The sequence below is a fragment of the Methylobacter sp. genome, assembly GCF_030680395.1.
GTDB lineage: Bacteria > Pseudomonadota > Gammaproteobacteria > Methylococcales > Methylomonadaceae > Methylobacter_A.
In genome coordinates this window covers 1-15,397 of sequence record NZ_JAUXVR010000043.1, presented here as the reverse complement: position 1 = coordinate 15,397, position 15,397 = coordinate 1, and the positions used below count along the sequence as shown (strand labels likewise).

The following is a 15,397-nucleotide window of genomic DNA, read 5'->3' as shown; positions in this document are numbered from 1 at the left end:
GATATGGCATGAACAAAAACAAAATAGCACTATCTGATACTCATCTTTCATTTAATTTACCGGGGGCTTTCTTAATGAAAGAGGCAAAGATAACCCCCCTCTCAATAATGCAATATGTAGAAATATCCGAAGATATTTACGATGAAATTGAACGAGTTGTTCACGCCGGGATGATTGCGGCCAAGTGCGTTAGACATCCTGAATACGGGGACATTATCCTTGTTTCGTCCACTCATGACGGCTGTTTAATGATTCACTTTCAACCTACTCTTGTAAGGAACTAAAGCCGTCCATAGGCGATTGAAGTATCCCCGCATGTTGCAGCAAGTTGATAGCCAAATTAAATAATAAATTAATGCTTGTTATTATCAGATGAGTTAGCCATGAACCATAAAATTAATAAAAAATTACTCTGTATTTTCTCATTTATCGCGTTATGTGTTGCACATCATTCGGTTGTTGCGATGAGTAGTGCAGACATTAAATCTGTCAATGTGCAGGTTGGGTTAAACAAATCCAGGCTGATTACGCTGGACAAAAGAATCGTTGAAATATCGCAAGGCAATTCAGCTATTGCGGATTTTCCGGTGGACACGGAGGCGGCGGAGACCAGTTTTATGCCGCCGAACCAGATATTAATCCGTGGAAAATCAATAGGCACCACGAATTTGTACCTGTGGGGAGAGAACCAGAAAGTTGTGCAAATCCTGGATATTGAAGTGACGCATGACCTGGATTCAGTAAAAGCCAAGCTCAATGAATTACTTCCTAATGAAAATATAGCGGTCCGCTCATCGCAGAAAAATATCGTGTTAAGCGGCGAAGTCAGCACCTTGGCTAATATGCAGGCGGCAATTGATCTGGCGCAAGGTTATTTAGGGTCTTCAACGGCCCTTAGTGCGGGCGGTAGCGGGAGTCCCGGAGGCTCCGGCAGCACTAATGTAACAACAAATACGGCCCAGCCAGAAGTCGACCCCAGCAAAAGTGCAACTCCGTCGGTTATAAATTTGATGAGTGTCGGCGGCGCGCAGCAGGTCATGCTGGATGTAAAAGTAGCCGAGATTGACCGGAAGTTGATCAAAGGTCTGAATGTTAAATTTGGCGCGTTATCAACCTCTGATGCCTTTTCGGTCGGGGCTATTAACGGGGGTGGGAGTTTAAATTCAGTGGGTATTGGCGGCTTGCTTAATAACCATAGTTTTGACGCCGGCGCCCTGTTTTTACAGGCGATCAGCGGGACAGCCATGTTTAATCTGACCATTGATGCGGCCAATGATCAGCAATTGGCGAAAATTCTGGCCCAGCCCACGTTAACGACGTTATCAGGGCAACCGGCAACCTTTATTTCAGGCGGAGAATTTCCCGTTCCGGTACCGCAAGGCGGGATAAGTAACGGGTCAATTACTGTTGTATTTAAAGAATTCGGTATTGGCTTGAAATTTGTCCCGGTGGTGCTCGATTCCGGGCGAATCAATCTGAACATGAATGTCAGTGTCAGCGAACTATCCGAGGATGCCGCTGTTATTGCTCAGGCTGGCGATACCAATACCCAGTTTGCCATACCATCGCTGACCAAACGGGAAGCAAGCAGTACGCTGGAATTGGCGGACGGACAAACCATGAGTATTGCCGGGTTAATCAGCGATAAATTGCGCGAGAATGTGAACAAGTTTCCGGGGCTGGGCGATATACCCGGGTTGGGGGCGTTATTTAGGAGTTCAAAATTCCTGAATCAGCAGACGGAACTGGTGATTTTCGTTACCCCCCGTCTGGCTAAACCGGTACTGGCGCAAAATGCGCAATTGCCGACCGATAGTTTTGTTGCACCGGATGATGTTGATTTTTATGTGTTGGGCAGAACCGAATCAAGAAAGACCAGAAACCGTTGGGTACAAAATGATGCCAATCCGATCAGCAATAAAGGCGGTCTCGATGGCGACTATGGTCAGCAATTAATGGAAGGAGGTCAATAATGCAAACGTTAAATAAAGAAAATATCAAACAGGCAGTGGCTGGCATATTGTTTTTAACCCTGATGACAGGCTGTGCCGAGTGGAACTCCCATCCGGTCGTTACCGAACAAAATTTCGGTCATGCAGTCAACAATATGATTAAAAACCAGACTTTGTATCCCGAGCATGGTCAGGATGATACCCCTATCCTGGGGCTGGATGGGCAAAAATCACAAGCCGTTATCAGGGCCTATCGGGAGGGCGCTTCCGATAGGCTGGATAAGGCCAAGCAAGGCGCAAGCTTTGACGTGAAGAATGTCGGATCTGATTAGATATAGGCTTTGGCGTGGTTAATGCCGGGGCTCAGACATGCTGACTCGACAGTTAGCAGGAGAAGGATAATGAGAATAAATTGTACAAAGAAACAGCGGGGTGTCGTTGTTGTAGCCGTGACCATTGCCTTGCCGATATTGTTGCTTATTATGGGGTTGGCTTTGGATTTTGGGCATGTGTTTGTCAATAAAACGCGTTTGCAAAATGCGCTTGATGCCACCGCATTAAGCGCGGCGATAGCCATTAACAAGAATATCAAAAATGGCACAGGGCCGGCAACGGATGCAGGGAAAGCGACGTTTAACAAGTTCATAGCCGGCTCAGGTAATGATGAATTGGTGGGCTTGGTGGCGAATGATCTGGTATTTGACTATTCCAAAACATTAAATCCTTGGGGGAGCTTTAATGCTGCTGCAGACTCTTTTGCGTTTGTTAGAGTCACATCAACAAACATGTTGAATGTGACTCCGGTGTTAATAAGGATTTTTAACCAATTTAGTAATGACATACCGATTCCGGCCATTGCTACTGCCGGTCCGACAGGACAGAATTGCAATCTCTCCCCTTTTTTGTTGTGCGCTGATATGCCTGCTGACAAAGATAATCCGGTTCCTGAAGACCCTGATTGTACAAATGACTCTAACGGTGATGGCAGTCTGGATTGTTATGGCTATGAAATAGGCGCTGTAAGTAGCGTAGAACAGTTTTTTTGTAAGAATAATAATTGTGCAGATGCTGATGTAGAAGCTGGAAATTTTAATCTTCTGAATTTGCCAGGCGCTCAGGGAGGAAATGATATCAATACTATATTAAAAGGAGGGGCATTAAACACATGTGCAATTAATAACTTGGATCCCCTAGATACTAAGAGCGGAAGAACATGGGGACCAGTTGCTGATGGAGTTAACTACAGAGTTGATAATGACGGTGGCTCATCAGAGGACTATACGGGGTCAACATCTTATCAAGATTACCTGAGCGATGGCGGAAGTGGTTTTAGGGTAATGGCAGTGCCAATTGGCGATTGCAGAGGCATTCAGAATGGTTCTACGGATTTACCCAAAGTTGGAGTAGGGTGCATTTTTTTAACCAAACATGCGCCACATGGTTCACCGTTTGATGTCACTATTCAGTTTATTGGTTCTTGTCCACAGACTGGTGCATGGGATCCCAAAAATCCTGTATTGAATGGCCCTTATAAAATCGTATTATTTAAAAGCTACGAGAGTAAAGACTCATGAACATCATTAAACAAAAAGGTACTTCAACCGTAGAGTTTGCCATGATACTGCCGGTGCTGTTAATGCTGATATTTATGGTGTCTGAATTAGGGACTATGTTTTATCGGCTGAACGCTGTGACCAAGTCAGTACAAGATGCTGCCCGCTATCTGTCTGATGTCTCTACTAATCCAAACATTGCCTTGACTAATGCTCAAGTTAAAAATCTGATTTGTTCCGGGGATATTGGGGGAGCTGGCGCACAGATTGTACCGGAATGTCAGGCTAAATTAGTTTTAGACCCTCTGCCATCTGCCGCTTCCGGGCATATCGCCGTATCAGCAAGATATCCGGCAGACTGGATATTGGTCGGCGCTGTTATAGCGTTTCTCAATTTGTCCGGCGAGCCTATGGAGCTCAGAGCCAGTAGCGTAATGAGGTTCGCCCAATGATAAACAAACATAAACAGAAAGGCGCTGAAACCGTTGAATTTGCCATGATTGCATTACTGTTCTTTGCAGTCCTGTTTGCCATCATCGAGTTCAGCCGGGCTATGTTTGTCTGGAATGCCTTGACGGAAGCAACCCGCAGAGGCGCGAGGATGGCGGTTATTTGCCCCGTTGGGAGCGATGTTCCAAAGCAGGCTGCCATTTTTAAACATGCTGTTACTGGCTTAGGAGAGACGATTATTCCTGGTTTGACGCTTGACATGGTGGCTGTAAGTTATTTCTATGTTGATCCTGCGGGGGTTAAGACCTCGACTACCGATCCAACGCAGGCAAAGTTTACCGAGGTAAGTATCACTGGTTATACGCACACTTTAATGATTCCGCTCTGGGGCAGTTCGGTAACGTCTCCAGAATTCAAGACCACCTTGAACACTGAAAGCCTGGGCGCTGTGCCTACCTATCCGGGTGAAGATGTGGAGGCGCCCGATTGTAGCTTTTAAAGATTGTTTGTATGTTTTTGACGTCTCATTACTCAATTAGTTAGGGTAACCATTTAGTTTATTGTCTTCCTGAATTTTGCAAATTAAGGCGGTTCTAATAGTTACTCTTTTTGGCATTATTTAAATTTATTTTTTTAAGAAGATAACAGATGAATAAAATAACTGAAAACAAAATAAATTTGGTATTAATCGGCGCTGATGAGCTTGTTCTTAAAAAACAGTTCAATATTCTTTCTTACTCGGGCGACATTAAAAGTAAGGTAATCTGTAGCGGGTCAATAATTGATTCCATCAGTAAACATACCCAGGACGAGAACAGCATTGTCATTATAAATTTAACCGAAAATGGCTTGAAAGAGTTGCAGGTCCTGAATGATATTAACGGCAAGAAAGCTTCCATTATCATTATCGGGGATCAGAAAAATATTGAATTATTAAGTCAGGCAATCCGCGCCGGGGTTAAAGAATTCATCGATTATAATGATTATCAAGATAAATTGGATCGCGTATTTTGCAATATTAAAAAAAATATAACGCATTTTTGCAGCAATGGAAATGTTAAGCGCTTAAATGCGATTATTAATACTAAAGGAGGCAGCGGCGCCAGTTTTATAGCCAGTAATATAGCTTATATTTTATCAAAAGATACCGACTTAAAAGTGGCATTGGTTGATCTTGATTTTCAATTTGGTTCAATTGGGCTTAATTTCGATAAAATCTCTAAATATACAATTACGGAAGCATTAAATGCGATAGAGGATTTGGATTCGATTTCATTAGAGGCATATATGTCGAAATATAATGATAATTTGAGCCTGTTATTGCCATCGCCATCGGATATTTTACTGCCCGGAGAGATTAATGTTTCCAGTTTAAAGACGATGCTGGAATTGCTGCAAATTAATTACAGTCAAATAATTGTTGATTTGCCAAGACTCATCGATCCTGTATCAAGCATGATTATGGAACAAGCGGATCAGATTACGCTGGTTATTCAGCAGAGCCTGGCTCAATTCAGGGATGGACGCAGATTAGTTCAAATATTAAATAAAGACCTGGATATCCCTTTGGATAGAATATCAATTGTGGCTAATCGATATGATCCCAAAAATAGTTTGCGAGTAGATGATTTAAAAAACATGGTTAATCACGACAAGGTTTATATGATTGCCAATGATTATGAACGGGTTGCCGGCGCATCAAATCTGGGAGTTCCGCTATGCGAGTCATCGGCTAATTCAAAGATTGCCCATGATCTAAAGGCGCTTGCCAAAAATCTGGGGAACATTGAGCTTGAAAGTGAAAGAAAACATCTGCTCAGCCGTTTTAGAACTTTTTTATCATAATGCTGATCGGTTGGCACTGTAGTCCGCATACTGCTCAATACAGCCGTAAAGCGCATCTACTGTAGAGGCATCTTTTGCAATCCAACCGCGTGCTACATTGGGTGGTCGCTAGAATTAAGTTTTTATCGGGGATCAATCTTGATTTTAAAGTATCTATTAGAGAGTACATCAATATGAGTACATTAGCAGAAGCACTACAGTCGAAACGCGTCAATGTGTGCAGTGGGATTTTTCTTGCCGTAATCTGGGGGATCTTTGCTTATGCGCATATGCTGGGATTTTTAAAAACACATCAGTGGTCATTGTTATTGTTTTGTTTTTCCGAAACACTGGTTGTCACTTTCTATCTTTTTCGAAGCAGGCCAAAGACTATTTCAGTCAATCCTCTTGACTGGATAATTGCAATTGGTGGAACTTTTACGCCGCTGTTTTTTCGGCCGGCATTGTGGGGAATACTTCCCTTGGCAAATATCGCGATTATTGCAGGTGCGTTTTTTCAGATATTGAGCATCATTTCCCTTAATCGCAGTTTTGCACTCGTTGCTGCAAAGCGTGAAATCAAGACAGGCTGGATGTATCGCATCGTGCGCCATCCGCTCTATGCCAGCTATTGCCTGGTATTCCTCGGCTATGTGTTGACAAACACAACACTTGCAAATGTTCTTGTTTATCTGATAGCTATGGTTTTTTTATGTATAAGAATATTTCGGGAAGAGAAACATATCGCTCTTGACCCTCTTTATTGTGAATATATGCTTAAAGTGCATTACCGGCTTATCCCGTACATATTTTAGCGTCGTATTGCCATCCAGGATTGATTCACCGTACTGCAATCCCTGCTATATAAATCTTCTTGGCAAACGTGAAAAAATCAAAACATACTTTATGGGAGCATCTAAAAATCAGGTTAGGCTCATGATTCGATAAGAACCGGAGCGTTTTTTTGCTAAATATGAGTAAAATTGCGTATCAGGCTGAGTTTTAGTTATTTGCTTGTTATAATGGTTTCAATTTTGTAACAGCATTAATTCTGATCGAGAGACTTCATGATTCAAGGTAGTATCGTAGCTTTAATAACACCGATGGATGAACGCGGTGCGGTGGATAAGGAGAGCTTAAAAAGGTTAGTGGAATTTCACATAGCAGAAGGGACGGATGCCCTTGTTGCCGTCGGTACTACAGGCGAGTCGGCGACGCTGGATGAGCATGAGCATTGCGACGTTATCAAGTCTATTGTCGAGTATGTCGGGGGCAGAATTCCGGTGATTGCCGGAACCGGCGCAAACTCGACTACCGAAGCGATTACCCTGACCCGCTTGGCCAAAGAAGCCGGCGCCGATGCCTGTCTGATCGTGACCCCTTATTACAATAAGCCTACTCAGGAAGGCTTATACCTGCATTACAAGGCTATTAGCGAAGCCGTCGATATTCCCCAGATTTTATACAACGTACCCGGACGCACCGCTTGCGACATGCTGCCCGAAACCGTTGGCCGCCTGTCTCATATCAAGAACATCGTCGGCGTTAAAGAGGCGACCGGTGACCTGTCCAGAGTTAAAACAATTCGTAATTTGGCCGGTGATGATTTTGCAATCTATACCGGCGACGATGCGACCAGTCGCGAGTTTTGCCTGCTGGGTGGCAACGGCAGCATTACTGTAACCGGTAATGTCGCGCCAAAACTGGTACATGAAATGATTATGCTGGCGATTGCGGGCGATGAAGAAACCTCTTTAGCCATCGACAAAAAACTGGCCGCGTTACACAAAAACCTGTTTATTCAGTCTAACCCGATCCCGGTCAAATGGGCGGTTGCTGAAATGGGTTTGATGGGTAAGGGCATACGTTTACCTTTAACCTGGTTAACGGAAGATTGCTTTGATGCGGTTCGTGACGCAATGCGGCAGGCCGAAGTTATTTCCGGCAACGACCCCTGCGTTGCGCTACCTTCTGCGTCCATGCAGTCGAACGCGTCATGAAAACTAAAATCAGGTCGTTCATTATCGTTGCTGCATTGGTCAATGTATCGGCCTGCAGCACCATAAAGAATTTATTCCCGGATAAAGAAAAAGATTATCAGTTTACGACTGAAATCCCACCGCTGACCATACCGCCTGATCTTGCAGGCGGTTCAATCGCAAACGCTCCCGCCGCCGCTCAGGCCGCTGAAGCAGCTGATGTTGCCACCACTGTCCCGTCAACCGAACCAGTTCCGACTGTAGACCGGAAATTAATTCAGGTTGATTTGGTTGATGCTGATCAGGGAACAAAGCGATTACGTATCGGTGCGCCCTCAACAATAGCATGGCGTATGGTGGGTAAAGCATTAAGCAGAAAGTCTATTGAAGTGACTAATCGCAATCAGGAAGAAGGGCTGTTTCATGTTCAATATGACCCGAACAAAAAGGAAGTGGAAGACGGGTCTATTTGGGATGAGGTCGTTTTTTTATTCACAGGATTTGAAATCACTGAACAAGAGTACGTTCTTAAATTGGTAGAAAACGACCAGCAAACCGATGTTATTATCATGGACAAAGAACAAAAGCCGGTGGCTGACGCGACGAGTTTAAGTTTGTTGACACTTTTGCATGACACTATTAAGTCCGATTTGGCTAAGTAATTTATGAGGCGAAAGGCGAAAGACGAAAGGCTAAAAAAGCTGTTTCGTCTTTCGCCTTTCGCCTTTTACCTTTTATCTTGAATCTTTTTTTTACATGTTAAAAATCTCTGGAACTTCCGCGCTTTCCGACTTTCGCATTAACAAATTGCTGGCCGAACTTCAGGCCGTAGATCCTGCTATCAAAGCTGTCTCAGCACGGTTTATTCACTTTGTGGATATTGAGAATAACTTGGATGATAGCCAAACCGGGATTTTAAAGCAGTTGCTGGCTTACGGTTCCACGACGCTATCCGGCTCTGATATTCAGGGGGAGCATTTACTGGTTGTGCCGCGCTCGGGTACGATTTCACCCTGGTCCAGCAAGGCGACAGAGATTGCCCAGCGCTGCGGATTATCCGAGGTTAATCGGATCGAGCGGGGTATTGAGTACACGCTGGATGTCAATCAGCCTTTATCGGCTTCCGTAAAAGCGTTACTCCATGACCGTATGACACAAAGCGTTTTGGTAGGCAATATCGAACCGGAACTGTTCATTCAACATTCCCCTAAACCGTTGCAGAGCATTGCTGTTATCGAGCAAGGCCGTGATGCGCTGGTTAGCGCTAATACGGAATTGGGTTTGGCCTTGTCCGATGACGAAATCGATTATCTGACCGAAAGCTTTCAAACTTTGGGCAGAAATCCGACCGATGTTGAATTGATGATGTTTGCCCAGGCCAATTCGGAGCATTGCCGACACAAGATTTTTAACGCCGACTGGACGATTGACGGCATAGAGCAGGCGCAGACCTTATTCAAAATGATCCGCAATACTGCGGAAAAAAGTCCGGAAGGTATCTTGTCGGCCTACAGCGATAATGCCTCGGTAGCGATGGGTTCAACTACGCAGGTTTTTTTGCGCAATCCCCAGACCGGTGAATATGCCTATACTGAAGAAGACGCGCATTTGCTGATGAAAGTGGAAACCCATAATCATCCTACGGCCATCTCGCCTTATCCCGGAGCGGCAACCGGTTCCGGCGGTGAGATTCGCGACGAAGGCGCGACCGGCCGTGGTTCTTCGCCCAAAGCCGGTTTAACCGGTTTTTCCGTATCGCATTTGAAAATCCCAGGCTTTCCGCAGCCTTGGGAAGCGGATAACGGCAAGCCGGAACGTATCGCCTCGGCGTTAACCATCATGCTGGAAGGTCCGCTCGGCGGCGCAGCCTTTAATAATGAATTCGGCAGGCCCAACCTGGCCGGTTATTTTCGCAGCTTTGAGCAATCCGTGCCGGGTAAGGACAATGAATTTCGGGGCTATCACAAACCCATCATGATCGCAGGCGGCATGGGTAACATACGACCGATGTTGGTCGACAAACACCCGATCCCCGCCGGTTCGTTAATCATCATCCTAGGCGGTCCGGCCATGCTAATCGGGTTGGGCGGCAGTGCCGCTTCATCGCAGGCTTCCGGCGAAGGCTCGGAAGATCTCGATTTTGCCTCGGTACAACGGGAAAACCCCGAAATGGAACGCCGTTGTCAGGAAGTCATTAATCACTGCAATGCCATGGGCAACGATACGCCAATAGTCTCCATTCATGATATTGGCGCGGGTGGTTTGTCCAACGCGGTGCCGGAAATCATCCATGATTGCGATCGCGGCGGCCGCTTTGAATTGCGCAATGTGCATAATGCCGATAAAGGCATGTCGCCGATGCAAATCTGGTGCAACGAAGCGCAGGAACGTTATGTGGTTGCGATTAAACCGGAATCGTTGGAACTATTTACCGCTTTTTGCGAGCGCGAACATTGCCTGTTTGCGGTGATCGGCGAAGCGACCGAAGAAGAGCACCTAACGCTCGGCGACGAGTTGTTGGGCGACAAGCCGGTCGATATTCCGATGTCGGTATTATTCGGCAAGTCGCCCAAGCTGCACCGCAATGTCGAGCACGTTCAACCCAATACCCAAGCGCTGGATGTTAGCGGCATCACGCTGGACGAGGCGGTCAAGCGCGTCTTGTCATTTCCCGCCGTTGCCGATAAAAGCTTTTTGATTCATATCGGCGACCGCTCGGTAACCGGATTGGTCGCGCGGGATCAAATGGTCGGCCCCTGGCAAACACCGGTGGCCGATGTTGCAGTCACTGCATCGGGATTTTATGCGGTGACCGGTGAGGCGATGGCGATGGGCGAACGTTCGCCGATTGCGGTTATTGACGCACCGGCATCCGGTCGTATGGCGATAGGCGAGGCCATTACCAATATTGCCGCCGCCAACATAGATTCCCTGAAGAAAATCAAACTGTCAGCAAACTGGATGGCCGCAGCAGGTTATCAAGGCGAAGACGCGGCATTGTTCGATACGGTCAAAGCGGTGGGCATGGAATTGTGTCCGGCGCTGGGTATCGCAATACCGGTAGGCAAGGATTCCTTGTCGATGAAAACCGTGTGGAAAGATGATTCTGCTGAAAAGATCATGACCGCGCCATTGTCGTTGGTGATTACCGCGTTTGCGCCTGTTGCCGATATTACTCTTACCCTGACTCCGCAATTGCGCTGTGTGCCGGATGAAGACAGCGCCTTGATCCTGATCGATTTGGGCGCCGGTAAAAATCGTTTGGGCGGCTCGGTGCTGGCGCAAGTTTACAACCAGCTCGGCAATGACTGCCCCGACCTGGATGAAGCAGGTCTGTTGAAAGCCTTCTTCGATGCGATACAAACACTTAACGGCCAAGGTAAACTGCTTAGCTATCATGACCGTTCCGATGGTGGTTTGCTGGCAACAGTGGCGGAGATGATGTTCGCCGGCAGATTGGGCGTGACTTTGACGCTCGACAGCTTAGGCGATGATGTGCTGGCGGCATTGTTTAATGAGGAACTGGGCGCGGTTTTGCAAGTGCGCCAGAGCGATTGTAAGGACGTCGTGGAGTTGTTAACACAATCAGGCCTGATCGATTGCATTTATGTCATAGGCAAAGTCATGGAAGAACAGCTGCTGACCGTTCGCCATTTGGGGGAGGTTGTTTATTCCGCCGGTCGGGCCGAACTGCAGGGCATTTGGTCTGAACTCAGTTACAAGATGCAGGCTTTGCGCGATAACCCGGAATGTGCGCAGCAACAGTTCGAACGCATCGCCGATGATGAAGATCCCGGCTTGAATGTTGCATTGACGTTTGATGTTAACGACGATGTGACAGCGCTGTTTAAAAACGCAGCAAGACCCAAAGTCGCCATACTGCGCGAGCAGGGCGTTAACGGCCATGTAGAAATGGCGGCGGCATTCGATCGCGCCGGGTTTACCAGCATCGATGTGCACATGAGCGATATTATTCACGGTCGGGTGAGTTTGGCTGATTTTACCGGCCTGGTTGCTTGCGGCGGCTTTTCTTATGGCGACGTATTGGGCGCAGGCGGCGGCTGGGCAAAATCCATCCTGTTCAATCCGCGCTGCCGGGATGAATTTGCCGCATTTTTCCAACGTCCGGATACTTTCGGTTTAGGTGTTTGTAACGGTTGCCAGATGATGTCGGGGTTGAAAGACATCATTCCCGGCGCCGAACATTGGCCGCGATTCATGCGCAACACCTCGGAACAATTCGAAGCGCGGGTGGCCTTGGTTGAAGTGCAAAAATCGCCTTCCATCCTGTTTGCCGGTATGGAAGGTTCCAGAATGCCGGTCGCCATTGCGCATGGAGAAGGGCGCGCAGAATTTGCCATAGATCCGGCAGTTGCGCTTGAAGCGGGCGCGGTTGCCTTATGTTATGTCGATAACTATGGCGAATTAACCACGGAATTTCCTGCCAATCCCAATGGTTCGCCGTTCGGTATTACCGGACTGACCACCACGGACGGGCGCTTTACCATTATGATGCCGCATCCGGAGCGCTGCTTTAGAACCCTGCAAAACTCATGGCGCCCGGATGACTGGGATGAATATGGCGCGTGGATGCGACTATTCAGAAACGCCAGAGTCTGGGTAGGCTAAACGTGTCTTCAACCAAGCCAGGATGCAATAAAATAATCAGGCTCAGATATGTCTGAAGTGTGATAAGTATAATCAAATCCTGACAATATAAAGTGTAGAGGTTGTAGATTATGGGTAAGGTCGACATGACGAAAAATAAAAATCGGAGAGTTTTTTTTCGAATTTATGATGAAGTTAATCTGTTTTACCAGAAAATAGATGAAAAACTGCTGACCGAACCATACTCTACTTTCGAGAATATTTCGAATACCCCTTCATCAACTACAGATGCTGAAAAGATATCGCAAGACTCGGCATCGTCATTGCCGAAGCTGGCAAAAAACTTGCCGGATATTCTGACGCCGGAATCTCAATTTAACGAAAGTGAAACCCGCCACGTTAATATCAGTGCGAGCGGGATGGCTTTTAATTGTGAAGATGCGCTGAAAGAAGGCGATATTCTTGTCATCAAAATACAGCTGGCATCCAGTATGGCGGCGATCGTGACGTACAGCCAGGTTGTTTATTGCAAAAACCTGCAATCAGACGATAGCCCAAGCGACAGTCCGCATTCTTGTTTTGTCGGCGCTCATTTTGTCAATATGAAAGATGAAGACCGGAAATTGTTGATCAAGTATGTGGATAAAAAGCGAGGGCTACAAAATCGGGTTAACGGCGTTATCCTGGCCGCTGTCATTACCGTTATCGCTGTGCCCGATGTCGTATTCGGTTTATTGTTCGAATTCGTCCATTTCCTGTTCGAGCTAATTCTCCACATCATTCATATCGTGTTTGAGTTTGTCGAGTCCGGTCTTGATCACCTCATCGAACATCTTTTTCATACTGATCTTCACCAAACTCAGGTCATTGTTTTTTATATTATAGTGTTTTCCGTTCTCTATGCGCTTTATCGCTTGGTGCGGGTGCTGCCGCCTTTTTGTCGGCGTTGTAAAAACAGCCTGTTTGCAGCCTGCGAGCAACAGAAAGAAAGCGTACTGTTTTATTGGCGGGAGCAGTCTCTGATCAATAAACTCAAGATAGCTGTAATTGGCGTAGTCGCTATCACTTGCTACGTTTTTTTTGGTATGTAAAGGCGCAACTAAATTCCCGTAGTCACTTGGTACGTAATTATGCCTGTTCCATGTATTGTTCTCGGCAACTGCTCCAGCGCCGCCCAAAGTGCCTACTGTTGGTGCTCTACCTCCTGTATTTCTGTACTTGCAGCAGAATTTACGTAGATCAAAAAGAAGCGTTAAAATTTGAAAACGTGACGTGTTGATTTACAATCACAAAAGGCCGGTCAGATGATAAATATAAGGTAAACACCATGTATAAAAAGGAGGGCGCCCGTATTCTCATTGTAGATGATGAGTCGGTAAACCTGAAGTTGCTGGATAAAATGTTGTCTACTCAAGGCTATAGTAATCTGGTGTTGGTACAGGATTCCAGACAGGTACTGGAGATTTATCGGCAGGCGCGTACGGACTTGATTTTGCTCGATATTAATATGCCTCATCTGGATGGTTTCGAGGTTATGGAACAGCTTAAGGCGCTTAATGACCCCCTATCTCCGCCCGTAGTGATACTCACTGCACAGCATGGCCGGGATTTTTTGCTGCGAGCCCTTAACTCAGGTGCTCGCGATTTTATCACCAAACCTTTTTATTGTAATGAGCTGCTGGCGCGAGTGCGCAATATGCTTGATGCACAATTGATGCATCGTATGCTTTATGATCAAAAATCGGTGTTGGACGAAATGGTGCAGACGCGCACCGACGAGCTGCGCCGCACCCGCTTACAGGTTGTACAGCAGTTGGGACGCGCCGCCGAATATCGCGATAACGAAACCGGCAACCATATTTTGCGTATGAGCCACATCTCGGCCTTGCTGGCAAAAAACATCGGTTGGGATGAGGCCGATTGCGAATTAATGCTGCATGCCAGTCCCATGCACGATATCGGTAAAATCGGCATTCCTGACCATATACTGCTTAAGCCCGGCAAGTTCGAATCCGAAGAATGGGAAATCATGAAGACCCATGCTGTCATCGGCGCCAATATTCTCGAAAGCGATGATTCCGATTTGATGAAGTGTGCCGGCGAAATTGCGCTTAGCCATCATGAAAAATGGGACGGCAGCGGCTATCCCCACGGTCTGTCCGGTGAGGCTATTCCGTTGACGGGGCGCATTGCGGCGCTGGCTGATGTATTCGATGCCCTGACTTCGGTGCGGCCCTACAAAAAAGCGTGGACGGTTGAGGCCGCCGTTGACCTGATCAAGGAAAACCGCTGTACACATTTTGATCCTGATCTGGTGACTGTGTTTTTGGAGCAACTGCCTGAAATTCTTAATATTCGTGACCAGTTTTCAGAGCCGGAGAATGACGGATAACTCAATTGACCGGCAGGGGGATATTAAGCGCAGCGGAGAACGATGCATCTGCTTCAAGTACGCGGCAAGTTTTGAGCATTTATGAAGTGAGTCTGCGGGGTTTTCTGTGGGAGACCGGTTGAGCCTCGCCAGCACCGAATAACACAAATCTGCCCGGAGCGGATTTGCATGAATTATTTCACGTTCAGGAAGATTTTAATGATGGGGTATTTGCCGTTGATTTTTGTTAATCGGATGACGTTATCAATTATCGTTTGATCGACAATGCAATTCCTAATATAAGGCTCATTCCCAAAATAGATGCTATCCACTCTCATGCCTAGTTTCAGCTGCGGCAATGCAATTTCAACAATCGTGGGAGAATGGACATCCTTATTGCGCGCATTAAGCAGGACTCCTTTTCTCCATCGTTCTGTAGCCACAGCGAGCAGTTTCGATTTAGCGATGGCGTCTTTGAGTTCATCAACGGTTGCGCCTTTGAGCACATTAATGAAAACATCGACAACATCAGGATCATAACAACTGTTTTTCCGAATCATTAATTGGCTGAGTGCGGCGTCGGCGAACAGTTCTGTGCCTGTCATTGAGCCATCAAGAAAGGCAATATAGTCACTGACCACGCTGAGAATGCGCGATCCC

The 15,397-nt window shown here is 46.5% G+C and carries 13 protein-coding genes and 1 pseudogene; 13 read left to right on the top strand and 1 reads right to left on the bottom strand.

The features are described 5' to 3' along the window. The first annotated feature begins 8 nt into the window (after positions 1-8). The 13 genes from Q8L79_RS17645 to Q8L79_RS17585 all read left to right on the top strand — a co-directional run bounded on the left by Q8L79_RS17645 (position 9) and on the right by Q8L79_RS17585 (position 14,758). Positions 9-284, top strand: a complete 276-nt coding sequence (locus Q8L79_RS17645; RefSeq protein WP_305273913.1) for a hypothetical protein — start codon at positions 9-11, stop codon at positions 282-284. 99 nt (positions 285-383) lie between these two features. After that, positions 384-1,973, top strand: coding sequence for a type II and III secretion system protein family protein (locus Q8L79_RS17640; protein WP_305273911.1), 1,590 nt, complete (start codon positions 384-386; stop codon positions 1,971-1,973). Beyond that, a complete protein-coding gene (locus tag Q8L79_RS17635) occupies positions 1,973-2,284 on the top strand; it encodes a hypothetical protein (protein WP_305273910.1) in 312 nt (103 codons plus the stop codon). Before Q8L79_RS17640 ends, Q8L79_RS17635 begins: the two co-directional genes overlap by 1 nt. 69 nt (positions 2,285-2,353) lie before the next feature. Beyond that, complete coding sequence (locus Q8L79_RS17630; protein ID WP_305273908.1) at positions 2,354-3,526, top strand: TadE/TadG family type IV pilus assembly protein; 1,173 nt, start codon at positions 2,354-2,356, stop codon at positions 3,524-3,526. After that, on the top strand, positions 3,523-3,957 hold the full coding sequence (locus tag Q8L79_RS17625; protein WP_305273906.1) for a TadE/TadG family type IV pilus assembly protein: 435 nt from the start codon (positions 3,523-3,525) through the stop codon (positions 3,955-3,957). The genes Q8L79_RS17630 and Q8L79_RS17625 overlap by 4 nt, the downstream gene beginning before the upstream one ends. Further along, on the top strand, positions 3,954-4,454 hold the full coding sequence (locus Q8L79_RS17620; protein ID WP_305273904.1) for a TadE/TadG family type IV pilus assembly protein: 501 nt from the start codon (positions 3,954-3,956) through the stop codon (positions 4,452-4,454). Before Q8L79_RS17625 ends, Q8L79_RS17620 begins: the two co-directional genes overlap by 4 nt. A gap of 149 nt (positions 4,455-4,603) precedes the next feature. Next, positions 4,604-5,800, top strand: a complete 1,197-nt coding sequence (locus Q8L79_RS17615) for an AAA family ATPase (RefSeq protein ID WP_305273902.1) — start codon at positions 4,604-4,606, stop codon at positions 5,798-5,800. A gap of 173 nt (positions 5,801-5,973) precedes the next feature. Then, entirely contained in the window at positions 5,974-6,594 is a 621-nt protein-coding gene (locus Q8L79_RS17610) for an isoprenylcysteine carboxylmethyltransferase family protein (RefSeq protein WP_305273901.1), read from the top strand. Between the two features lie 252 nt (positions 6,595-6,846). Then, complete coding sequence (dapA, locus tag Q8L79_RS17605; RefSeq protein WP_305273899.1) at positions 6,847-7,779, top strand: 4-hydroxy-tetrahydrodipicolinate synthase; 933 nt, start codon at positions 6,847-6,849, stop codon at positions 7,777-7,779. Further along, complete coding sequence (gene bamC / locus Q8L79_RS17600; protein ID WP_305273897.1) at positions 7,776-8,420, top strand: outer membrane protein assembly factor BamC; 645 nt, start codon at positions 7,776-7,778, stop codon at positions 8,418-8,420. The genes dapA and bamC overlap by 4 nt, the downstream gene beginning before the upstream one ends. A gap of 94 nt (positions 8,421-8,514) precedes the next feature. After that, on the top strand, positions 8,515-12,387 hold the full coding sequence (gene purL / locus Q8L79_RS17595) for a phosphoribosylformylglycinamidine synthase (protein ID WP_305273894.1): 3,873 nt from the start codon (positions 8,515-8,517) through the stop codon (positions 12,385-12,387). A gap of 125 nt (positions 12,388-12,512) precedes the next feature. Further along, positions 12,513-13,457: a PilZ domain-containing protein gene (locus Q8L79_RS17590; protein WP_305273892.1), complete on the top strand. Its 945-nt coding sequence runs from the start codon at positions 12,513-12,515 to the stop codon at positions 13,455-13,457. Positions 13,458-13,693: 236 nt separating this feature from the next. Next, positions 13,694-14,758 carry an HD-GYP domain-containing protein gene (locus Q8L79_RS17585; RefSeq protein WP_305273891.1) on the top strand — a complete coding sequence of 355 codons (1,065 nt, stop codon included), beginning with the start codon at positions 13,694-13,696 and terminating at the stop codon, positions 14,756-14,758. Positions 14,759-14,931: 173 nt separating this feature from the next. Here the strand turns inward: Q8L79_RS17585 and Q8L79_RS17580 are convergent. Further along, a pseudogene (locus Q8L79_RS17580) lies at positions 14,932-15,397 on the bottom strand (two-component system response regulator); the annotation flags it as partial.